Here is a 20,937-nt window from a genome sequence, read left to right as displayed (position 1 = left end):
TCTTTCTTATGCACCATACACTTTCTATGTATGATGCATATAAATGACATGGGCGGGGCGCACGCGAAGGCGGCCGCCCACCCGCTCCCGGGTGGACGGCCGCCTCGTACGAGGGTTCAGCGGATCACTTCAGACCGAACGCCCGGATGATCTCCTGGTCCACCGCGAGGCCGCCCGCGGCCTCGGCGTGGGCCTTGAGCGACACCGCGGTGGCGCCCTTCTTCGGGGTCTTGAACCGTGCGGTCCAGGAACCCGTCCGGTCCTTCTTGAGCGACACCGCGCTCCAGGTCTTGCCGTCGTCGTAACTCACCGACAGGGAAGCCTTCGTGGCCTTCACGGCACCGTCCAGCCACTCCTGCGTGGTGGACGACAGACCGATCTCGGTCCACTTGCCGGCCCGCACGTCACCCGCGAGGTCCGTGGCGACGTCGTAGTCCAGCTGGAGCATCGGGATGTCGACCTGGTACGGGCCCTCGGGGTCGAGGGCGCCCGAGACGAACGACCACTCCGAGTGGGTGCGGACCGACGTCTTCCAGGTGTCCGCGTCGCGCGAGGCGTCGAGGACCAGGCGGTAGGGCAGCTTCTCGTCGGGCAGGTCGCCGACGTACCCGGCGCGGCCCGGGGACTCGTCGAGCAGCTTGTCGCCCTGGTAGACCGCCACCTTGCCGGTGTCGTACTCCTTGTCCGGCATGGCGCCCGAGTGACCGGCGCCGCCGTCCGTCCACGGGGTGACGTTGTACTGGATGTCGCCCCACTGGGAGCGGAACGGCCCCCAGTAGCCCGTGCCGAGCCGCGGCCGGGTGACGGGCGCGAACCAGTCGGCCTTGTTGGTGGAGCCGGCCCGGTAGTCCATCTCGCCGCCGCGCTCCTCCAGCGCGGTGTCGGTGCCCTCGGCGTTGTACTGCGCGTGGTCCTCGTACCAGAACGAGGCGCCCGGCAGCGGGGTGACCCACTCGGTGCGGGTGCCGGGGAACTTCTCGTACTCGGCGAAGCCGAGCCCGGGGCCGTACTCGGGGATGTCGTACCGGAAGCCGCCGCCGACGACGTCGCGGTGGCCGTAGAAGGTGTTCTCGATCTTCGCCAGGTCACGGGTGGAGGGGGCGAAGGCGAGCGAGCGGTCCGGGACGGTGCCGTCGTGGCGGTCGACCAGGTCGTAGACGTAGCTCGCGTACTTGTGCTGCTCGACGGTCAGCTTCTCACCGCGCTGGGCGGCCTTGATCAGGCTCTCGCCGGCGATCCGCTGGACGGTGGCGACCGGGAGGGCGAGCGTGGTGCCGTAGTCGCCGTACGCCTCCATCAGCCGGCCGTCGCCCTGGTTGACGACGAACAGCGCCTTCGCGCCGGCCGCGACGGCGGCGGCGACCCGGTCGGCCGGGGCCACCGTGTCGCTGCTGCGGATCACGACGGCCCTGCCCTTGGCGTCGAGGTGCTTGTACTCGGCGGCGGAGCCGTTGCCCGCGTAGACGCCGCGGAGCCTGGCGCGGCTGTCCTCGGCGACCGGGGAGCCGTTCTGCACGGTGGCCGGGACGTCCCGGCCACCGGCGGTCAGGTCGAGCAGCTTCTCGCCCTGGCGCCAGCGGGTCAGGAAGGAGAAGTCGCCCTGCGTGACCTTCTTGGTCGGGGCCGCCCACAGCTGGTCGTACGTGAGCGGGATCTGGTACGCGTCGCGCTGGACGGTGCCGTCGGGCGCGGTGCGCGCCATGTCGTAGCGCAGCTGCCGGGTCTCGGACTCCTTCGGCGTGCGCACGCTGACCTTGCGGGCCTTGGAGGCGTCGAGGGTGGCCGTGACCGGCTTGTCGAGGATGATCTCGGGGGCCGCCAGGAAGGCGAGGGCCTTGGAGTCGGCGGTGTCGCCCTTGATGTCGGCGGCGGTCCAGGCGGTGTAGTTGCCCGGGGGCAGCCTCAGCGTCGTGTCGCCCGACACGGCGACGGGCGACAGGTTCGGGTCGCCGAGCGCGCCGAGGACGACGGTGCCGTCCATGGGCTTGCCGGAGCGGTCGCGGAGCCGGAGCGTGAGGTCGTAGAGCTCCTGCTCCTTGTTGAGCGCGAAGCCGGTGTGCGCGACGACGGCGCCGGAGGCGTCCTTGGCGACGACCTGGCCGGAGAACGTGGTGCCCGCGTCCACCTTCGACGGGTCGAGCGTGAGGACGGCCTCGGCGGTGGAGCCGGCCGGGACGGTCAGCTGCTTCACGGACAGCGTGTACGCGTCCGACGCGCTGTCCGTCGCCAGGTCGAGGGTGACGTCGGCGGTGCCCGTGTTGCGGTAGGTGATGGTCCGCTCGGTGACCGGGTCGGAGGCGCTGTGCGGCCAGTCGTACGCGGCGACCGCGACGGAGCCCGTGGCCTCGATCGTCGTGTCGATGGCGGCCTTCACGTCGAGCCGCCCGGTGCCCTGCTCGTACGGGGTGTAGCCGGGCAGCACCTTGGACGAGGTCATCAGCGCGTCCTTGATGCGCTGGCCGGTCCAGTCGGGGTGGCGCTGCTTGAGGATGGCGGCGGCGCCGGCGACGTGCGGGGTCGCCATGGACGTACCGGACATCGACTGGTACATGCCCTCGATGCCGGGGACGGACTGCGAGGCGGCGGCGTTGATGTCGACGCCGGGCGCGGACAGGTCCGGCTTCAGGCCGTAGCTGCGCACCAGCGGGCCCATGGACGAGAAGTCGGCGCGGCCCTCCTGCTTGTCGACGGCGGCGATGGTGAGCGCCTGGTCGGCGGAGCCGGGCGCGCCGATGGTGCCGGCGCCGTAGGCGTTGCCCGCGGCGACCACGAAGAGCGGGCCGCCGTCCGCGGAGAGGGTGTTGACGGCCTGGGACATGGGGTCGGTGCCGTCGTCGGCGACCGGTGAGCCGAGGCTCATGGAGACGACGTCGGCGCCTTCCGCCTTGGCCCACTCCATGGCCTCGATGATCCCGGAGTCGGCGCCGGAGCCCTCGTTGCCGAGGACCTTGCCGACGAGCAGCCCGGCCTCGGGGGCGACGCCCTTGTTGACGCCGTCGGACGCGGCGCCCGAACCGGCGATGGTGGAGGCGACGTGCGTGCCGTGGCCGTTCTTGTCGTCGACCTCCTCGCCCGGGACGAAGCTCTTCGTCTCCAGGATGCGGTCCTTGACGTCCGGGTGGTCCTCGTCGATGCCGGTGTCCAGGACGGCGACCTTGATGCCCTTGCCGTCGTAGCCCTCGGCCCATGCCTGCGGGGCGTTGATCTGCGGCACGGAGTCCTTGAGCGCGGCCTCGGCGCGGCCGTCGAGCCAGAGCTTGGCGATGCCGTTGTCCAGCGAGCGGGCCGTGGCGCTGCGCGCGATGTCGTTCCAGAAGGCGCGGGCGGTGTCCTTGCCGGCCTTGAGGGCGGCGCCGTGGATGGACTCCAGCTGCCGGACGCCCTTGCTGCCGCGCGGGGCGCCGGGCAGCGAACGGGCCTTGGACGCCGGGTAGGTGGCGATCAGCGGAATGCCGCCGGTCGTCCTGTCGTCGTAGCCCATCTTCGCGAGCGCCGTGACGTTGAAGAGGCGGCGGTCCAGCTTGCCGGCCGCGAGCAGGCTCTGCGCCTCGTCGGGCAGGACGTAGACGTCGTCCCCGGCCTGCTGGACGTGGACCCCGCCGGTCGCGCCCTCGGGGCGGTCCACGGTGACGGTGTCCTGCTTGCCCGCCCCGTCGGCGTAATGGACGACGTCACCGGTGACGAGGGTGATGTCGTAGCGGTGAACGGGCTGCGCGGCGGGGGTGGTTGCCGTGGCGGGGGAACCGGGGGCGGCGTACGCGGCACCCGTGAGGGGCAGCAGCGCGCCGCTCATCAGGGCCGCGGCGGTGGCTATGACGAGGGTGCGGCGTCCGGCGCGTGCGGGTCTCGCCCGGCCGGTCGCGGTGGAGGGGGAGAAAGTCATGGGTGATGATCTACCGGTAAACCGGCCGCCGTGGGACGGTCCACGCCTGGCGCGAATGTGCCGTGGCGGCTAACCGCCGGTCGCGAACGCGGTGCTGCGAGGGCGGCTTCAGGCCACCGAGCCGATGCGCCCCGCCGGGGGCAGCCCGCCGGGGTGGTGGATCGGGGTGTGCGCACCGGTCAGCGGGGCACCGCTGCCGCCGCGCCGGACGGCGACGATCTCGGCGGCGATCGACAGGGCCGTCTCCTCGGGCGTACGGGCTCCGAGGTCGAGCCCGATCGGCGAGTGCAGGCGGGCCAGCTCCAGCTCGGACACCCCGGCCTCGCGCAGCCGTTCGTTGCGCTGGAGGTGCGTGCGGCGGGAGCCCATCGCGCCGACGTACGCGACGGGCAGCCTCAGCGCCGCCTCCAGCAGGGGCACGTCGAACTTGGCGTCGTGCGTGAGGACGCACAGGACCGTGCGGGCGTCCACCGCGGTCCCGGCCAGATAGCGGTGCGGCCAGTCCACGACCAGCTCGTCGGCGTCCGGGAAGCGGGCCTCGGTCGCGAAGACGGGCCGCGCGTCGCACACCGTGACGTGGTAGCCGAGGAACTTGCCGGCCCGGACCAGGGCGGCGGCGAAGTCGATGGCCCCGAACACGATCATCCGGGGCGCGGGCACGCTGGACTCCACGAGCAGTGTGAGGGGCTGCCCGCAGCGCGACCCGTCGGCGCCGATGGTGAGGGTGCCGGTGCGCCCCTGGTCCAGCATGGCGCGGGTCTCGGCCACCGCGGTGCGGTCCAGCTCGGGGTGTCCGCCGAGCCCGCCCTCGTGACGGCCGTCGGGGCGCACCAGGAGCGGGCGGCCGAGGAGTCCGGCGGGCCCGTCGGTGACGCGGGCGACCGCCGCGGCCTCGCCGCGTACGGCTGCGGTGAGCGCGGCGGCGTACACCGGGCGGGCGGGGTCGTCCGCCCGGACCGGGGTCACCAGGATGTCGATGACGCCGCCGCAGGTCAGGCCGACCGCGAAGGCGTCCTCGTCGCTGTAGCCGAAGCGTTCGAGGCGGGTCAGGCCGTCGTCGAGCGCCTGTTGGCACAGCTCGTACACGGCGCCCTCCACGCACCCGCCGGAGACCGAGCCGATCGCCGTGCCGTCGCGGTCGACGGCCAGCGCGGCCCCCGGCTGGCGGGGGGCGCTGCCGCCGACGGCGACGACGGTGGCGACGGCGAAATCGCGTCCCTGCCCGGCCCAGCGGTCGAGCTCCTCGGCGATGTCCAGCATCTCGGTCTCCTTGCGGGTGAGTGGGGCGGCGGGTCAGCTGACGCCGAGCCAGCTCTCGATCGGGTGCAGGGCGAAGTAGACGACGAAGATCACCGTCAGGCCCCACATGAACGCGCCGACCTCGCGGGCCCGGCCCTGGGCGGCCTTGATGGCGACGTACGAGATGACGCCCGCCGCCACACCGGTGGTGATGGTGTACGTGAACGGCATCAGGACCACCGTCAGGAACACCGGGATGGCCACCGAGCGGTCGCTCCAGTCCACGTGCCGTGCGTTCTGCATCATCATCGCGCCGATGACGACGAGAGCGGCGGATGCCACCTCGGCGGGCACGATCGCGGTGAGCGGGGTGAAGAAGAGGCAGGCGGCGAAGAAGAGGCCGGTGACGACGGAGGCCAGGCCGGTCCTGGCCCCCTCGCCGACGCCGGTCGCGGACTCCACGAAGACCGTCTGCCCGGAACCGCCGGCGACACCGCCGATGGCCCCGCCCGCGCCGTCGATGAACAGCGCCTTGGACAGGCCCGGCATGCGCCCCTTGTCGTCGGCGAGCCCGGCCTCCGTACCGACACCGATGATGGTGGCCATGGCGTCGAAGAAGCCGGCGAGCACGAGGGTGAAGACGATGAAGCCGACGGTCATGGCGCCGACGTCGCCCCAGCCGCCGAAGTCGACGTCGCCGAAGAGCGAGAAGTCCGGCGAGGAGACCGCGGAGCCCTTGAGCTCCGGCGGGCCGCTGCTCCAGATCTTGGGGTCGACGTCCGCGACCTTGTTGATCACGACGGCGACCACGGTGCCGACGACGATGCCGATGAGGATCGCGCCGGGGATGTTGCGGGCCTGGAGCATGAAGATCAGCAGCAGGGTGACCGCGAAGACCAGGACCGGCCAGCCGGCGAGTTCACCGGCCGGGCCGAGGGTCACCGGGGTCGCGGTGCCCTTGCCGACGAAACCGGCCTTGTAGAGCCCGATCAGGGCGATGAACAGGCCGATGCCCATCGTGATGCCGTGCTTCAGCGGGAGCGGGATCGCGTTCATGATCAGCTCGCGCAGACCGGTGACCACCAGGAGGCAGATCACCAGGCCGTACATCACGCACATGCCCATGGCCTGTGGCCAGGTCATTTCGGGGGCGACCTGCGAGGACAGGACGCCGGAGACGCTGAGGCCCGCGGCGAGCGCGAGCGGGACCTTGCCGACGAAGCCCATGAGCAGGGTGGTCGCCGCCGCCGCGAGCGCGGTGGCGGTGATCAGGGCGGGCTGGCTGAGCAGATTGCCGTCGACGTCCTTGCCGCCGAGGATCAGCGGGTTGAGCAGAAGGATGTACGCCATGGCCATGAAGGTCGTGACACCGCCGCGCACTTCCCGGGCCACGGTCGAACCGCGGTCGGATATGTGGAAGTACCGGTCGAGCCACGATCTGCCGGCGGGGACGCGCGAGCCGGGGCCCGCGTCCTCCGCACCGGTCTTCGGCTGCACTGACTGCTGGGTCATGATGCCTGACTCCCAAGGTTCACAGGGGCACCCGCGATGAAGAATCGAAATGCGGGATTTGGGATGACTGCGCTGGCGGCACGACCCGGGGGACGGCCCGAGACGAACTGTTCATGCAGGAAGGAGCGGAACGGTGGTGCCGTTCCGGTGCGGGGGGTCGGGGCCGCGAGCGGGGCGGGACCCTGGGTCTCCGGGCGGTGCGGGCGGGGAAGTGTGACGTTCGCCGGTGGCGCGCACCGCCCGGAGAGCGGTGGGGGCGGAGCCCCGGTCAGACGCCGGTGAGGTGTTCCGGCCGGACCGGCGTCCGGTCGAGCTCCAGACCCGTCGCGTTCCGGATCGCCGCGAGGACGGCCGGGGTGGACGACAGGGTCGGGGCCTCGCCGATGCCGCGCAGCCCGTACGGGGCGTGGTCGTCGGCGAGTTCGAGCACGTCGACCGGGATGGTCGGCGTGTCGAGGATGGTGGGGAGGAGGTAGTCCGTGAAGGAGGGGTTGCGCACCTTCGCGGTCACCGGGTCGACGATGATCTCCTCCATGACGGCGATGCCCATCCCCTGGATGGTGCCGCCCTGGATCTGCCCGACGACCGACAGCGGGTTGAGCGCCTTGCCGACGTCCTGGGCACAGGCCAGTTCGATGACCTTGACCAGGCCGAGCTCGGTGTCGACCTCGACCACCGCGCGGTGCGCGGCGAAGGAGTACTGGACGTGGCCGTTGCCCTGTCCGGTACGCAGGTCGAAGGCCTCGGTGGGCCGGTGGCGCCACTCCAGCTCGACGTCGATCGCCTCGTCCTCCAGGACGTCCGCGATGTCGGCCAGCACCTCGCCGCCGTCGGTGACGACCTTGCCGCCCTCCAGGAGGAGTTCGGCGGTGGCCCAGGCGGGGTGGTAGGTGCCGAGCTTGCGGCGGCCGAGCTCCAGGAGCTGTTCGCGGACGGCCTCGCAGGAGTTCTTGACCGCGCCGCCCGTGACGTACGTCTGGCGGGACGCGGAGGTCGATCCGGCGGAGCCCACCTGGGTGTCGGCGGGGTGGATGGTGACCTGGGAGACGCCGAGTTCGGTACGGGCGATCTGGGCGTGCACCGTGACGCCGCCCTGCCCGACCTCGGCCATGGCGGTGTGGACGGTCGCGACGGGTTCGCCGCCGATGACCTCCATGCGGACCCGGGCGGTGGAGTAGTCGTCGAAGCCCTCGGAGAAGCCGACGTTCTTCAGGCCGACCGCGTAGCCGACGCCGCGCACGACGCCCTCGCCGTGGGTGGTGTTGGACAGGCCGCCGGGCAGGGCGCGCACGTCCGGGTGCTCGCCGGCGCTCTCCCACTGGCGCTCGGGCGGCATCGGCATGGCCTTGACGCGGCGCAGCAGTTCGGCGACCGGGGCGGGCGAGTCGACCTGCTGTCCGGTGGGCAGCAGGGTGCCCTGCTCCATGGCGTTGAGCTGCCGGAACTCGACCGGGTCCATGCCCAGTTCGGCGGCCAGCTTGTCCATCTGCGCCTCGTAGGCGAAGCACGCCTGGACGGCACCGAAGCCGCGCATGGCGCCGCACGGGGGGTTGTTGGTGTAGAGGGCGATGGCCTCGATGTCGACGTTGTCGATGACGTACGGGCCCACGGCCAGCGAGGAGGCGTTGCCGACGACGGCCGGGGAAGCGGAGGCGTAGGCGCCGCCGTCCAGGACGATGCGGCACTTCATGTGCGTGATCTTGCCGTCGCGGGTCGCGCCGTGCTCGTAGTGGAGGCGGGCCGGGTGGCGGTGGACGTGCCCGAAGAAGGACTCGAAGCGGTTGTAGACGATCTTCACGGGCTTACCGGTGCGCAGCGCGAGCAGGCACGCGTGGATCTGCATCGACAGGTCCTCGCGCCCGCCGAAGGCGCCGCCGACGCCGGAGAGCGTCATGCGGACCTTGTCCTCGGGCAGGCCGAGGACGGGGGCGATCTGGCGCAGGTCGGAGTGGAGCCACTGGGTCGCCACGTACAGGTCGACGCCGCCGTCCTCGGCGGGTACGGCGAGGCCGGACTCGGGGCCCAGGAATGCCTGGTCCTGCATGCCGAAGTAGTAGTCGCCCTTGACGATCACGTCGGCCCGGGCCTCGGCCGCCTCCGCGTCGCCGCGCACGATCGGCTGGCGGTGGACGATGTTGGGGTGCGGCACATGGCCGATGTGGTGGTCGTCGCGGCCCTCGTGGATGAGGGGGGCGCCGGGCGCGGTCGCGGACGCCTCGTCGGTGACGACGGGCAGCTCGCAGTAGTCGACCCGGATCTTCGCGGCGGCGCGGCGGGCCGTCTCCGGGTGGTCGGCGGCGACGAGCGCGACGGGTTCGCCGTGGTGGCGGACCCGGCCGTGCGCGAGGACGGGGGTGTCCTGGATCTCCAGGCCGTAGTTCTTCATCGCGGCCGGCAGGTCGTCGTAGGTGAGGACCGCGTAGACGCCGGAGGTGGCCAGCGCCTCGGAGACGTCGATGGAGACGATCTCGGCGTGCGCGACGGTGGAGCGCAGGGTGTGGCCCCAGAGCATGTCCTCGTGCCACATGTCCGAGGAGTACGCGAACTCGCCGGTGACCTTCAGGATGCCGTCGGGGCGCAGCGTGGACTCGCCGATGCCGCCCTTGGTGCGGCTGCCCTGGTTGATGTTGGTGGGGGAACCGGTGACGCCCATGGCTCAGACCGCCCCTTCCGCGCGGGCGGCCGCGAGGCGGACCGCGTCGAGGATCTTCTCGTAGCCGGTGCAGCGGCAGAGGTTGCCGGAGAGCGCCTCGCGGATGTCCGCGTCGGACGGCTGCGGGGTGCGCTCCAGGAGTTCGTCGGCCGCGACCAGGAGGCCGGGGGTGCAGAAGCCGCACTGGACGGCTCCGGCGTCGATGAACGCCTGCTGGATCGGGGAGAGCTCCCCGGTGTCGCGGGTCTCGTCGCCGGCGGCGGGCTCGGCCTTCCAGCGCTTGGCCCGGTCCAGCGAGGTGCCGCAGGCGCCGGAGGCGCAGCCGGTGCCGGGGTGGGCCTCGGCACGGTGGGCGGCGAAGTCGGCGAGGCCCTCTACGGTGACGACGTCGCGGCCCTCGACCTGGCCGGCGGCGACCAGGCAGGAGCAGACGGGGACGCCGTCGAGGCGGACCGTGCAGGAGCCGCACTCGCCCTGCTCGCAGGCGTTCTTGGAGCCGGGCAGGCCCATGCGCTCGCGCAGGACGTAGAGGAGGGATTCGCCCTCCCAGACGTCGTCGGCCTCGTGGCGGCGGCCGTTGACCGTGAAATTGACGCGCATGATCAGGCGGCTCCTTCGGTGCTGCGGCCGTTGCCGCGGTAGGACTCCCAGGCCCAGCCGAGAGTGCGGCGGGCCATGATGCCGACGGCGTGCCGGCGGTAGCTCGCGGTGCCGCGCACGTCGTCGATCGGGTTGCAGGCGCCGGCGGCGAGCGTGGCGAACTGCTGGGCGACGGAGGGCGTGATGATCGTCCGGCTGTCCCAGAACCCGCCCTCCTCAAGGGCGGCGTTCAGGAATTCCTCGGCTTCCTTCGCCCGAACGGGGGTCGGGGCGGCCGATCCGATGCCGGTGCGGACCGTGCGGGTCTCGGGGTGCAGGGCGAGGCCGAAGGCGCAGACGGCGATGACCATCGCGTTGCGGGTGCCGACCTTGGAGTACTGCTGCGGCCCGTCGGCCTTCTTGATGTGCACGGCCCGGATCAGCTCGTCCGGTTCGAGGGCGTTGCGCTTGACGCCGGTGTAGAAGGCGTCGATGGGGATCATCCGGCTGCCGCGTACGGACTCGGCCTCCACTTCGGCGCCCGCGGCGAGCAGGGCCGGGTGGGCGTCACCGGCCGGGGACGCGGTGCCGAGGTTGCCGCCGACGCCGCCGCGGTTGCGGATCTGCGGGGACGCGACGGTGTGCGAGGCGAGCGCGAGGCCGGGCAGCTCGGCCCGCAGGTGCTCCATGATCTGGCTGTACGGGACCGAGGCGCCGAGCCGCACGCTCTCCTGGCCCACCTCCCACTCGGTGAGCTCACCGATGCGGTTGAGGTCCAGGAGGTATTCGGGGCGTCGGTGGTCGAAGTTGATCTCGACCATCACATCGGTGCCCCCGGCGATGGGCACAGCCGTCGGGTGCTCGGCCTTGGCGGCGAGCGCCTCCTCCCAGCTTGCGGGGCGAAGGAAGTCCATGGTGGCTCTCTTCTTCTCAATCGGGTCTGCGCGGGGGGCTGGGTGACGGCCGGCCCTCGAACTTGTTCATGTCTTGTTCACGCGGTGTGTGGCCCAGTACACAAGCCCTGCTCCACCTGGTGCAGTCACCGAACCCATGAAGCGGTTGGCCGGTCTCCGCTCATGTCTTGTAGATTCGAACGAATGGCGGGGCTCAACAGCCTCACCGCAACACCCAGACTTCACCCGTACCAACGAAAGAGATCGGCGGCGACGAGATGCGGCTGCGCGCACTGCTGGAGAACGACGCGCTGGGCCTGCGGCTGCTCGGCGGCGACGAGGAACTGGACCGGTCGGTCCGCGGCGTGATGACGACCGACCTGCGCGACCCGAGCCGCTACCTCACCGGCGGCGAGCTGGTCCTGACCGGTCTGGCCTGGCGCCGGGACGCCGCGGACTCCGAGCCGTTCGTGCGCATCCTGGCGGGCGCCGGGGTGGCCGGTCTCGCCGCGGGCGAGGCGGAGCTCGGCGACGTCCCGGACGATCTCGTGGCGGCGTGCCACCACCACCGGCTGCCGCTGTTCGCGGTCCACGAGACGGTCGCGTTCGCAACGATCACCGAGTATGTGGTGCGCCAGGTGTCCGGCGAGCGGGCGGGCGACCTGGCGGCCGTGGTGGACCGGCACCGCAGGCTGATGACCTCCGGCCCGACGGGCGGCGGCCCCGAGGTGGTCCTCGATCTCCTGGGCTCCGACCTGGACCTCCACGCCTGGGTGCTCTCCCCCACCGGGCGGCAGATCGCGGGCGCGGGCGCCCCGCTGCCCGCCGCCGCCGGGGCGGAGCTGGCCGGGCTGCATCTGGCCGCCGTCCGCTCCGGCCGCCGCGCCCCGCACCGGGCCGCTCTCGGCGGTACGACGTATTCGCTCTTCCCGATCCGGAACAACGGCCGGGGCGGCGCGGTGCCGCCCGCCCGCGACGTGCGCGAGTCGGTGCTCTCCGACTGGCTGCTCGCCGTGGAGGCCGACGCGAGCGACTGGCCCGCCGCGCGGCTCGACCTGCTCCAGGGCGTCACCCAGCTGATCGCCGTCGAGCGCGACCGGCGCGACGCGGCCCGCACGGTGCGCCGCCGGCTCGCCCAGGAGGTCCTGGAGCTGGTCCAGGCGGGCGCCGCGCCCGCCGAGATCGCCGCCCGGCTGCGCGTGGCCGCCCCGGTCCTGCTCCCCGGCCTCGGCACCGCGCCGCACTGGCAGGTGGTGGTGGCCCGGGTCGACTGGGACGAGGACGGCGGGTCCGGGGTGCGGGGCGGCCCGGTCGCCCAGGCGCTCCTTGAGGAGATCCTGGTCGACCCGGCGGTGACCGGACCCGACTCGGCGGACCGGATCGCCGTCGCCCACACGGGCGAGGAGGCCATCGCCCTGGTCCCGCTGCCCGCCGCCCCGGACGGGCCGGACGGCGCGGCGGACGAGCCGTCCGCAGCCGCGTCCGACGGCGGCGCCGAGGGCGAAGGGTCCGCCCTGCACGCCGACGCGCTGCTCGCCGCCGTGCGCGCCCCGCTCTCCGCGGGCCTCGGCGACGACGGCCGCCTGACACTCGGTGTCAGCGCCTCGGTGCACTCGGCGGAGGGGCTGCGCGGCGCCCTGGAGGAGGCCCGGCACGCGCGCCGGGTGGCGGCGGCCCGGCCCGGCCGGGTCTGCGCGGCCGGCCACCACGAGCTGGCCTCGCACGTGCTGCTGCTGCCGTTCGTCCCGGACGACGTGCGGCGGGCGTTCACCGCGCGGCTGCTGGACCCGCTGCGCGAGTACGACCGGCGCCACCGCGCGGAGCTCATCCCGACCCTGGAAGCGTTCCTGGACTGCGACGGTTCATGGACCCGCTGCGCGGCCCGGCTCCACCTCCACGTCAACACGCTGCGCTACCGGGTCGGGCGAATCGAGCAGTTGACGGGGCGTGATCTGGCGCGTCTGGAGGACAAGCTCGACTTCTTCCTCGCGCTGCGGATGAGCTGAAATCCCGGGCCGGACAAGGGCGGTGGGGGCGTCCGGCTCCGCACCGCCGATTGTGAAAAGTTTCACCTGACATTGCCTCGACCTCTTGGCCCGGCGTGCCATTCCATGCTGTGATGCGGGCCATACTCAGCTCGAAGGCGCGCTCGGGGAGGGCAATGTGGCGCATACCGCCATGTCTGGTTCCGGAACGACAGCAGATGACGATCCTCCGCTCCAGACCGCGGTATGGCGGCTGCGCTCGCGCGGCTGCTGGACGGACGCCGCGGCCCTGCTGGAACACGACGCCGCGACCGACCCGGCCGCGGCGCTCCAGCGGACGGCCCTGCTGACCGAGCGGTGCCTGTACACCGGGCAGGGCTGGACGGACGCCGAGGACGCCCTGCGGACCGCCGAGGCCATGGCGCACGACGACGAGGAGCGCGGCGCTGCGGCCTGCGAGCGCGGCCACCTCGCGTACGCCTCGACCCTCCTCGGGGTGCGGGACCGGGCGGACGAGGCCCGGGTGGCGCTGGGCCGGGCCGCCGCCCTGCTCTCCCCCGCCGCCCAGGGCCGCCCGCTGCTCGACTTCCGCCGCGGCCTGATCGCGCAGAACATCGCGGACTCCCCGCAGGCCGCCCGGGCCGCCTACACCCGGGCCCACGCCGGTGCCACCGCGCAGGGCGACGCGCTGCTGCTCTCCTCGACCTGGCGCCATCTCGCCCTGATCGCCCTGCGCGAGGGCGAGCTGGCGGAGGCGCGGCACGGCTTCGCGGAGTCCCTGCGGATAAGGGAGGAGCTGGGCTACCTCGTCGGTACGGCCCCGGCGCTCATCGCGCTGGCCGACGCCGAGCCCGAGCCGGAGGCGGCGACCCGGCTGCGCGCCGAGGCGGCCCGGCTCTTCCGGCTCCTGGGCGGCGTCCCGACCTGGCTGGGCCCGCACCTGGACCAGCCCCCGCCGGAGACGGTCGAGGCGAACTGAGCGGACACCGGGGCGCCGACGCGTACCGGCTCAGCCGTCGGCGCCCGCGAAGTGTTCGCGTACGAGCGACTGGACGACCGCCACGTCCTGGGCGATCAGGGCGTCGAGCAGCGCGGTGTGCTCGGAGGCGTCGGCCAGCAGGTCGGCGCGCCGGGTGACCGGGTTGTCCATCAGGGGCCACTGGGAGCGGCGGTGCAGGTCGTCGGCGACGGCGACCAGGCTGTGGTTCCCGGCGAGGGAGAGCACCGCGCCGTGGAAGGCCCGGTCTGCCTCGGCGTAGCTCGCCCGGTCGCCGACGGCCGCCGCGGCCACGGTGGCGTCGGCCAGCGGGCGCAGCGCGCACCAGCGGGCGGGCGGGACCGTGCGGGCGAGCCGCAGCATGACGGGGACCTCGATCAGGGCGCGGACCTCGGCCAGCTCGGCCAGCTCGCGCGGGCCGCGCTCGGCGACCCGGAAGCCCCGGTTCGGCACGACCTCCACGGCCCCTTCGGTGGCCAGCCGCTGCATCGCCTCGCGCACCGGGGTGGCGGAGACGCCGAAGCGGGCGCCGAGCACGGGCGCCGAGTAGACCTGGCCGGGGACCAGTTCGCCGTCGACCAGGGCTGCGCGCAGGGCCTCCAGGATCTGCCCGCGCACGGAGTGCCGGCGCACCTGGACGCGGGGGACCTCGTGCGGGTGCTCGCCGTGGGTGTGCTCACCGCGGGCCTGCTCGGGCACCCGGACGGCCGGGGCGGGCACGGCCGCGCCACCGTACGCGGGACGCACCTCCTCGCGCTCCACGGGCACCTCCTCGGCCGGTCACGGGCGCGCTCGCGCGTCGGGCGCCCTGAGTGCACGATAGGCGCAAGGACCCCCAGTTCAAACATCGATCCGACAGGGTAAGGTAAGGCTTACCTGCTGACGATCGTGAATCGGTGGTCCCCGCATGACCCTGCCCGCCCTGCTCCCCGCGGTGTCGGCCTCGCCCGTGGCCGACGCCTACGCGCGCCTGACCGAGGTCTTCCCCGGGGTGCGCGCCGAGCTCCTGGCCGAGGGCGAGAGCGCCCCCGGCGGCCCCGGCTGGGTGGCCGCGCACGAGCTGGCGGCCGGCGGCGAGGCCCTGGACACGTTCCTCGCCTTCGACGCCGAACAGGTGCGGCGGGACTACGGCCAGGAGGGCCGTCCCGATGTGATCGCGAGCTTCGGACTGCACCGGTACGCGTGGCCGGCCTGCCTGCTGGTGACGGTGCCGTGGTTCCTGCACCGCCGGGTGCCCCGCGTCCCGGTCGAGGACGTCTCGTTCCAGCGGGCGCTGGGCCATCTGACGCTGCGGGTGCGGGAGTTCGCCTGCCTGCCCGACGACCCGGCGGCCGGGCTGCCGGGGGCCCGGGTGGTGGCCGACGAGGCGGCGCTGCGGGCCGAGGTGCTGGAAGCGGTGGCCGAACACCTGGGCCCGGTCCTCGAGGGCTTCCGGCCGCGGATGCGGCGGGGCCGGCGGGCCCTGTGGGGGATGGCGACCGACGAGATCGTCGAGGGCCTCTGGTACATCGCCCACCTGCTGGGTGAGGAGCGGCGCGCCATGACGGAGCTGGAGGCGCTGCTGCCGGGGACCACCGGGCCGTACGTCGGCACCGCCGGCTTCCGCGAGCTGACCGGGCCGAACGGGGAGTCGCTGCCGACCCGGGACCGGGCGAGCTGCTGCCTGTTCTACACGCTGCGCCCCGAGGACACCTGCGTCACGTGTCCGCGTACGTGCGACGAGGAGCGCGTCCGCAAACTGACGCCCGCGCCCTGATCCACTCCGCCGGATCCACACCGCCCGGACGGGTGGCAGGTATTCGAACATCATGCGTAAGCCGCTGAAGGGCGTTCGACCAGAACGTCCATATCGACGCCCTCCTGCACCCCATTGGCGTTCTCTTGCCCCGAAACCGCCTGGGCGTGACGGGATTTCCGCCACGATGGCGCCCGAAACGCCCTACGTGACGCAAGGGACCGCGCATGAGACTGACCGACATATCGCTTGACTGGCTGCTTCCGGGCGCCGTGCTGCTCGTGGGGGTCATGGCGGCGGTGGCGGTGGTCGCGCGCGGAAGGCGCGCCTCTGACACAGCCTCGGCCGACGACAGCTGGGAACGCAGCGAGGAGCGGCGCAGGCGCAAGGAAACGCTGTACGCCACCGCTTCGTACGTGCTGCTGTTCTGCTGCGCGGCGGTCGCCGCCGCACTCTCCTTCCACGGGCTCGTCGGCTTCGGCGAGCAGAACCTCGGCCTTTCCGACGGCTGGGAGTACCTGGTGCCCTTCGGCCTGGACGGGGCGGCGATGTTCTGCTCGGTCCTGGCCGTACGGGAGGCCAGCCACGGGGACGCGGCGCTCGGCTCGCGCCTCCTGGTGTGGACCTTCGCGGGTGCCGCCGCCTGGTTCAACTGGGTGCACGCGCCGCGCGGCATCAACCACGCGGGTGCCCCGCACTTCTTCGCCGGCATGTCGCTCTCGGCCGCGGTGCTGTTCGACCGCGCGCTGAAGCAGACCCGCCGTGCCGCGCTGCGCGAACAGGGCCTCGTGCCCCGCCCGCTGCCGCAGATCCGGATCGTGCGCTGGCTGCGCGCGCCCCGGGAGACCTTCGGCGCGTGGTCGCTGATGCTCCTCGAAGGCGTACGCACGCTGGACGAGGCGGTGGACGAGGTACGCGAGGACCGCAGGGAGAAGGAGCAGAACCGTCTCCGCAGAAAGGACCAGGAGAAGCTGGACCGGGCGCACATCAAGGCCCTGAGCCGGCAGAACCGGGCCTGGGGCCGGCTCGGACGGGGTGGCCCCCCGGTCGAGGTGGCCGCGCTGGCCCCGGCGGCGGGCTCCGCGTCCGTCGCGGAGCCCGCCATATCCGAGCCGGGTCAGCTGCCCCTCCGGCCCCGGCCATCCCTGCAAGCCGTGAACCACTCGAACTCGGCGAGCGTCCCTGAACTGGGCGCGAGCGAATCGGCCCCGGTCGATCTCACCGCCGAGGACGACACCCAGGCCCTGCCCCGGCTCGATTCGCTGGAGCAGAAACTCAAGGACCTGGAGCAGCAGTTCGGCTGATGCGCGACAGCGGATGCCAAGTGGCGGCCCTGCCGGTCCGGAAGGACCGTCAGGGCCGTTCGCCGTCCAGTTCGAACCAGACCACCTTGCCCAGCGAGCGGGGGCTGATCCCCCAGGAGTCGGCAAGGCTCTCCACCAGGACCAGGCCCCGGCCGTGCGTACCGTCGTCGGCGGGCGGTACGTGCGGCTCGGCGTCCATTCCGGGGACGAAGTCCCGCACCTCCACACGCAGGCGGCGGGGTGCGACGCTCACGGCGACGACCGCGCCGTCGTCCGTGTGGACCAGGGCGTTGGTCACCAGCTCACTGAGCAGCAGCTCGGCGACCTGCGCCGGTTCCTCCTTCCACCGGTAGCGCAGTAACTCGCGGACCGCGCCCCGGACTTCGCCCACGGCCGCCAGATCGGCCCGGTCCACCCTGCGATGCATCCGGGCCTCTTCGTGACGCTCCATCGTTTCCCCCGCCCACACGGCCATTCGCCCCCTGTCTCGAAGGTGCTCACGCAATGCATGCCCCGCCTACCGGCGGTCACGCTTGCGGAGCCCTGCGGACCGGAGGGAATCGTGCGGGGCTCAGGCCCGCTTGTAGTAATACTTCATCCCGCTGACGTCGTGCTGGATGCCGCTGCCGTTGGTGACGAAATAGGTCGCGCCCGTCGCGGTGTAGCAGTAGCCGGGGTTGGGGCCCACGAGCTTGAGGGTGCCCACATTGATCCGGCTGCTGGTGCTGGACGTCACTTTCCCTTCGTACGGGCAGTTGTTGTACACGTAGTCGCTCAGGCGCACCACGCCGGTCTTGGAGATGGTGATGGTGCCGGGCTGGCCCGGGTTGTACGTCTCCGCGTACTTCCAGGTGCCGACGAACGCCGCGGGCACCGTGGAGCCGCCGCCCGAACCGCCGGTGACGGAGCCGCCCGATGTACTGGTGGAGCCCCCGCCGCCGGTGGTGCTCGTGGAGCCGCCCGAGGTACTGCCGCCCGAACCGCCGCCGCTCGTCGTGGTGGAGCCTCCCCCGCCGCCCGACGTGCTCGTGGAGTCACCGCCGGTGGAGGAGCCGCCGCCCGTAGAGGAGGAGCCGCCGCCCGTCGTCCCCGCGTCCTGGCCGTCCCTGCCCGGCTCTCCGTCCTCGCCGTCCTTGCCGGGGTCCGTCTTCTTCTTGCTGGGCGATGCCTTCGGGCTCCTGCTCGCGGCCGGGGACGCGCTGCCGGCCGCTGAGGGCTCCGGGGCGGCGGTCGGACCGGTCGAGGTGGCGAGCGGGGGCGCCGCGTGCGCGTCGCCGCCGTCGTGGCTGAACGGCTGGAGCATGACCAGCGTGCCGCCCCCGCCGCCGAGGACGACCACCAGCGGCACGGCGACGATCCAGCGGCGGCGGCGCTTCGGCTTCTCCTTCTCCGCCGTCTTCGCGCCCTCCACCACCGCCGCCGCCTCGGGCGCTCCCCGGAGGTCTACCGTCGGGCGGTCCCCCTCCTGCCGCAGCGGCGCGGCCTCCGCGTCGAGCAACTGCGCCGACTGGCGGGCAAGATGACTCACGACGGGGGCGGGCAGCCACGAGGAGGCGACCGGACCGGCCTCGCGCCCCGGCTCGGCCAGCAGCTCGTCCACCGAGGGCCGCTCGTCCACCGGCTTGACGAGCAGCCGGGCGATCAGCGCCTTGAGGTCCGCGTCCCGGACCCGTTCGAGCTCCGGCTCGGCCTCGGCGATCCGGTACATGATCGCGTGCTGGTTGCTCGCCCCGTGCCCGAAGGGGAGCGTCCCGGTCGCCGCGTACGTCAGGACGCAGCCGAGGGTGAAGACGTCGCTCTTCGGTACCGCGCTCTCCCCGTGCACCTGCTCCGGGGCCATGAATCCGGGCGTGCCGATCATCATATTGGTGCTGGTGAGCAGGGACTCGACGGCGGTCCCGACGGCACGGGCGATCCCGAAGTCGATGACCTTGGGCCCCTCCATCGTGAGCATCACGTTGGACGGCTTGAGGTCGCGGTGGACGATGCCCGCCGCGTGGATGTCCTTCAGCGCGTGCAGCAGTCCCGTGGCGAGCGCCTGCACCGAGGCGGCGGGCAGGGCGCCGTGGCCCCGCACGACCTGTTCCAGGGAGAGCCCGGGTACGTAACCCGTGGCCACCCAGGGGAATTCGGCGTCCGGCGCCGCGTCCAGGACCGGCGCGGTCCAGCGCTCGCCGACCCGCCGTGCCGCCTCGACCTCGCGCCGGAAACGGCCTCGGAACTGCGGGTCGGCGACGTGCTCCGCGTGCACCACCTTGACCGCGACGGTGCGGCCGCCGTCGGAGCGGGCGAGGTAGACCCGGCCCATGCCGCCCGCACCGAGCCGGCCCAGCAGCAGATACGGCCCGACGCGCGCCGGGTCCGTCGGTGTCAGCGGTTTGATGCCTCCGTCGAGGTAGTCCTCGTTGTCCGCGTGGTCGTCGTTGTTCACGCCGGTCTCCTGAAATCCCCGTGTACGGCCGCTACTTGGCGCGACAAACGTTCAGTGTGAAGCAACCCGGACGCGAATTGGAACAACTTCCGGAAACAATTCCGGAACCTTCTCTTACGCTGTTCTCGGCACCACCATGAGGAGCCAGAGATTCCGGAAGCGGGGCGGCGCGATGAGTCCAAAGCAGCAGCGGGGTGAGGCCACGGCCACCCAGGTGCTCGACACCGCCCTGGCGCTGTACGCGGCCGAGGGCGAGGCCGGCCTCACCCTGAACGCGATCACCTCGGCCAGCGGCGTGAGCGCGGGCAGCATCTACCACCACTTCGGCAGCCTCCAGGGAGTGATCCTCGCTCTCGCCCAGTCCTGGCTGGGCCGCCTCCTCGGGGAGGTGGTCGAGGCGCTGCACCAGGTGACGGACGCGCGCGGCGGGGTGCGCGCACTGACGGAGACGTACCTCCGTTTCGTCCAGGCGCATCCGGACGCGGCCCGGCTGATGCACTCGGTCACCGCCGACCGCGAGGCCATCACCAACGCGCGGCAGCTCCGGGGCGCCCAAGAGGCCCGGCTCGCCCCGCTCGCCGCCTGGCTCCACGCGCACCAGGAGTCCGGCGAGCTGGTCGCGCTGCCGCTGCCCGTCCTGGAGTCGCTGATCATGGGACCGGTGACGAGCATCGCGCGGCGCTGGCTGGCGGTGGGCGACATCGACATCGAGGAGGCCATCCGCACGGTGCCGTACCACATCTGGCGCTCTGTCAGCCCGTAGTTCATGCACGGACTCCCGTTCGAGTGCCGCACGGTCGTGGCACCCCGGCGGCCCCCGATGCGCGATGTGTTCCCTCTCCACGGTTAACTCCAGAAGAATTCACCCGAGTTGGCGTTGACGCGGCACTGTCTACGCGCGTCATCATGGAGCATGCGAATCCCCCCACGGATCACCACGCTCGGCGGCGCCGCCGCCCTTCTGTCCGCTCTCCTCGTCGGCGGCCCGGTCACGGCGACCGCGTCGGCGACGACCGCGTCGGTCGGCAGCATCTGCTACTCCGACCTGCCGTCCCAGGCCCACGACACCCTCGACCTCATCGACGCCGGCGGCCCGTTCCCGTACGACCAGGACGGCACCGTGTTCCAGAACCGCGAGGGCGTGCTGCCGTCGCAGAGCACCGGCTACTACCACGAGTACACCGTCATCACCCCCGGCTCCCCTACGCGTGGCGCGCGGCGCATCGTCACGGGTGAGGAGAACCAGGAGGACTACTACACCGCCGACCACTACGAGACGTTCGACCTGGTGGACCACGACTGCTGACGCGCACGCGTAGGGTCGGCCCCATGACCGTGACCTATGTGATCGAGGGTTCCCGGATCACCGGCCTGGACAGCTTCTGGACCGTGGTCGGTGAGGCGGTGAACGGGCCGGGCGGCTACTTCGGCCGCAATCTCGACGCCTTCGCGGACTGCCTGAGCGGCGGCATGGGCGCGCCGGACGACGGCGACTTCGTCTTCGAGTGGCGCGACCATGCCGTGTCTGCGCGGACGTTGGGTCATGCGGAGACCGCCCGGTGGCTCGACCGGCTGGCCGCCCGCGCCCATGAGAGCAACCGGAGCCGCCTGCGCGAGGAGTACGCGCGGGCGGCTGCGGGGCGCGGTCCGACCCTCTTCGACCGGCTGGTGGAGATCATCCGGGACCGGTCGGGGCCGGACACGCTGCGGTTGCTCTGAGGGCGTG

General features: G+C 72.5%; 16 protein-coding genes. 7 read left to right on the top strand and 9 right to left on the bottom strand.

What is annotated here, in order from left to right:
• Positions 1-124: 124 nt before the first annotated feature.
• From ACZ6C6_RS31605 to ACZ6C6_RS31580, 6 genes are all read right to left on the bottom strand, one after another.
• Entirely contained in the window at positions 125-3,883 is a 3,759-nt protein-coding gene (locus tag ACZ6C6_RS31605) for a S8 family peptidase (RefSeq protein WP_469207803.1), read from the bottom strand.
• Positions 3,884-3,991: 108 nt separating this feature from the next.
• Positions 3,992-5,143, bottom strand: a complete 1,152-nt coding sequence (locus tag ACZ6C6_RS31600; RefSeq protein WP_469207801.1) for an XdhC family protein — start codon at positions 5,141-5,143, stop codon at positions 3,992-3,994.
• Positions 5,144-5,176: 33 nt separating this feature from the next.
• Complete coding sequence (locus ACZ6C6_RS31595; RefSeq protein WP_469207799.1) at positions 5,177-6,634, bottom strand: NCS2 family permease; 1,458 nt, start codon at positions 6,632-6,634, stop codon at positions 5,177-5,179.
• Positions 6,635-6,902: 268 nt separating this feature from the next.
• On the bottom strand, positions 6,903-9,287 hold the full coding sequence (locus ACZ6C6_RS31590) for a xanthine dehydrogenase family protein molybdopterin-binding subunit (protein WP_469207797.1): 2,385 nt from the start codon (positions 9,285-9,287) through the stop codon (positions 6,903-6,905).
• Positions 9,288-9,290: 3 nt separating this feature from the next.
• Positions 9,291-9,887, bottom strand: a complete 597-nt coding sequence (locus ACZ6C6_RS31585; protein ID WP_143618201.1) for a (2Fe-2S)-binding protein — start codon at positions 9,885-9,887, stop codon at positions 9,291-9,293.
• Positions 9,888-9,889: 2 nt separating this feature from the next.
• Positions 9,890-10,780: an FAD binding domain-containing protein gene (locus ACZ6C6_RS31580; protein ID WP_469207795.1), complete on the bottom strand. Its 891-nt coding sequence runs from the start codon at positions 10,778-10,780 to the stop codon at positions 9,890-9,892.
• Between the two features lie 257 nt (positions 10,781-11,037).
• Here ACZ6C6_RS31580 and ACZ6C6_RS31575 point away from each other — a divergent pair, with 257 nt between their 5' ends.
• A complete protein-coding gene (locus ACZ6C6_RS31575; protein ID WP_469207793.1) occupies positions 11,038-12,765 on the top strand; it encodes a PucR family transcriptional regulator ligand-binding domain-containing protein in 1,728 nt (575 codons plus the stop codon).
• A 172-nt stretch (positions 12,766-12,937) separates the two neighbouring features.
• Complete coding sequence (locus ACZ6C6_RS31570) at positions 12,938-13,723, top strand: hypothetical protein (protein WP_469207791.1); 786 nt, start codon at positions 12,938-12,940, stop codon at positions 13,721-13,723.
• Positions 13,724-13,753: 30 nt separating this feature from the next.
• Here the strand turns inward: ACZ6C6_RS31570 and ACZ6C6_RS31565 are convergent, their stop codons facing one another.
• Positions 13,754-14,503 (bottom strand): GntR family transcriptional regulator, encoded by a 750-nt coding sequence (locus ACZ6C6_RS31565; RefSeq protein ID WP_469207789.1) that lies wholly within the window; start codon positions 14,501-14,503, stop codon positions 13,754-13,756.
• A 145-nt stretch (positions 14,504-14,648) separates the two neighbouring features.
• On the opposite strand from ACZ6C6_RS31565, the gene ACZ6C6_RS31560 reads away from it, so the two are divergent.
• Both ACZ6C6_RS31560 and ACZ6C6_RS31555 read left to right on the top strand, forming a co-directional pair.
• A complete protein-coding gene (locus tag ACZ6C6_RS31560) occupies positions 14,649-15,497 on the top strand; it encodes a (2Fe-2S)-binding protein (RefSeq protein ID WP_469207787.1) in 849 nt (282 codons plus the stop codon).
• 206 nt (positions 15,498-15,703) lie between these two features.
• Positions 15,704-16,780: a DUF2637 domain-containing protein gene (locus ACZ6C6_RS31555; protein ID WP_469207785.1), complete on the top strand. Its 1,077-nt coding sequence runs from the start codon at positions 15,704-15,706 to the stop codon at positions 16,778-16,780.
• 49 nt (positions 16,781-16,829) lie between these two features.
• Here ACZ6C6_RS31555 and ACZ6C6_RS31550 read toward each other — a convergent pair whose 3' ends face one another.
• Together ACZ6C6_RS31550 and ACZ6C6_RS31545 are read right to left on the bottom strand one after the other, a co-directional pair.
• The gene (locus tag ACZ6C6_RS31550; RefSeq protein WP_469207943.1) at positions 16,830-17,195 is read right to left on the bottom strand and encodes an ATP-binding protein; all 366 of its coding nucleotides are present in this window, start codon (positions 17,193-17,195) and stop codon (positions 16,830-16,832) included.
• Positions 17,196-17,351: 156 nt separating this feature from the next.
• Positions 17,352-19,211 (bottom strand): serine/threonine-protein kinase, encoded by a 1,860-nt coding sequence (locus ACZ6C6_RS31545; protein WP_469207783.1) that lies wholly within the window; start codon positions 19,209-19,211, stop codon positions 17,352-17,354.
• 172 nt (positions 19,212-19,383) lie between these two features.
• On the opposite strand from ACZ6C6_RS31545, the gene ACZ6C6_RS31540 reads away from it, so the two are divergent.
• The 3 genes from ACZ6C6_RS31540 to ACZ6C6_RS31530 all read left to right on the top strand — a co-directional run bounded on the left by ACZ6C6_RS31540 (position 19,384) and on the right by ACZ6C6_RS31530 (position 20,930).
• Positions 19,384-19,974 (top strand): TetR/AcrR family transcriptional regulator, encoded by a 591-nt coding sequence (locus ACZ6C6_RS31540; protein ID WP_469207781.1) that lies wholly within the window; start codon positions 19,384-19,386, stop codon positions 19,972-19,974.
• Between the two features lie 150 nt (positions 19,975-20,124).
• The gene (locus tag ACZ6C6_RS31535; protein ID WP_469207779.1) at positions 20,125-20,517 is read left to right on the top strand and encodes a guanyl-specific ribonuclease; all 393 of its coding nucleotides are present in this window, start codon (positions 20,125-20,127) and stop codon (positions 20,515-20,517) included.
• 23 nt (positions 20,518-20,540) lie between these two features.
• The gene (locus tag ACZ6C6_RS31530) at positions 20,541-20,930 is read left to right on the top strand and encodes a barstar family protein (RefSeq protein ID WP_469207778.1); all 390 of its coding nucleotides are present in this window, start codon (positions 20,541-20,543) and stop codon (positions 20,928-20,930) included.
• Positions 20,931-20,937 lie beyond the last annotated feature (7 nt).

The organism is Streptomyces sp. NPDC041814 (assembly GCF_055590565.1).
The sequence above is the reverse complement of the archived record's forward strand: the minus strand, read 5'-3'. Positions and strand labels throughout refer to the sequence as shown.

Excerpts from the sequence above, each read along its gene's own strand:
- ACZ6C6_RS31605 (WP_469207803.1), bottom strand. The coding sequence starts at position 3,883 with ATGACTTTCTCCCCCTCCACCGCGACCGGCCGGGCGAGACCCGCACGC.
- ACZ6C6_RS31600 (WP_469207801.1), bottom strand. The coding sequence starts at position 5,143 with ATGCTGGACATCGCCGAGGAGCTCGACCGCTGGGCCGGGCAGGGACGC.
- ACZ6C6_RS31595 (WP_469207799.1), bottom strand. The coding sequence starts at position 6,634 with ATGACCCAGCAGTCAGTGCAGCCGAAGACCGGTGCGGAGGACGCGGGC.
- ACZ6C6_RS31590 (WP_469207797.1), bottom strand. The coding sequence starts at position 9,287 with ATGGGCGTCACCGGTTCCCCCACCAACATCAACCAGGGCAGCCGCACC.
- ACZ6C6_RS31585 (WP_143618201.1), bottom strand. The coding sequence starts at position 9,887 with ATGCGCGTCAATTTCACGGTCAACGGCCGCCGCCACGAGGCCGACGAC.
- ACZ6C6_RS31580 (WP_469207795.1), bottom strand. The coding sequence starts at position 10,780 with ATGGACTTCCTTCGCCCCGCAAGCTGGGAGGAGGCGCTCGCCGCCAAG.
- ACZ6C6_RS31575 (WP_469207793.1), top strand. The coding sequence starts at position 11,038 with ATGCGGCTGCGCGCACTGCTGGAGAACGACGCGCTGGGCCTGCGGCTG.
- ACZ6C6_RS31570 (WP_469207791.1), top strand. The coding sequence starts at position 12,938 with ATGTCTGGTTCCGGAACGACAGCAGATGACGATCCTCCGCTCCAGACC.
- ACZ6C6_RS31560 (WP_469207787.1), top strand. The coding sequence starts at position 14,649 with ATGACCCTGCCCGCCCTGCTCCCCGCGGTGTCGGCCTCGCCCGTGGCC.
- ACZ6C6_RS31555 (WP_469207785.1), top strand. The coding sequence starts at position 15,704 with ATGAGACTGACCGACATATCGCTTGACTGGCTGCTTCCGGGCGCCGTG.
- ACZ6C6_RS31540 (WP_469207781.1), top strand. The coding sequence starts at position 19,384 with ATGAGTCCAAAGCAGCAGCGGGGTGAGGCCACGGCCACCCAGGTGCTC.
- ACZ6C6_RS31535 (WP_469207779.1), top strand. The coding sequence starts at position 20,125 with ATGCGAATCCCCCCACGGATCACCACGCTCGGCGGCGCCGCCGCCCTT.
- ACZ6C6_RS31530 (WP_469207778.1), top strand. The coding sequence starts at position 20,541 with ATGACCGTGACCTATGTGATCGAGGGTTCCCGGATCACCGGCCTGGAC.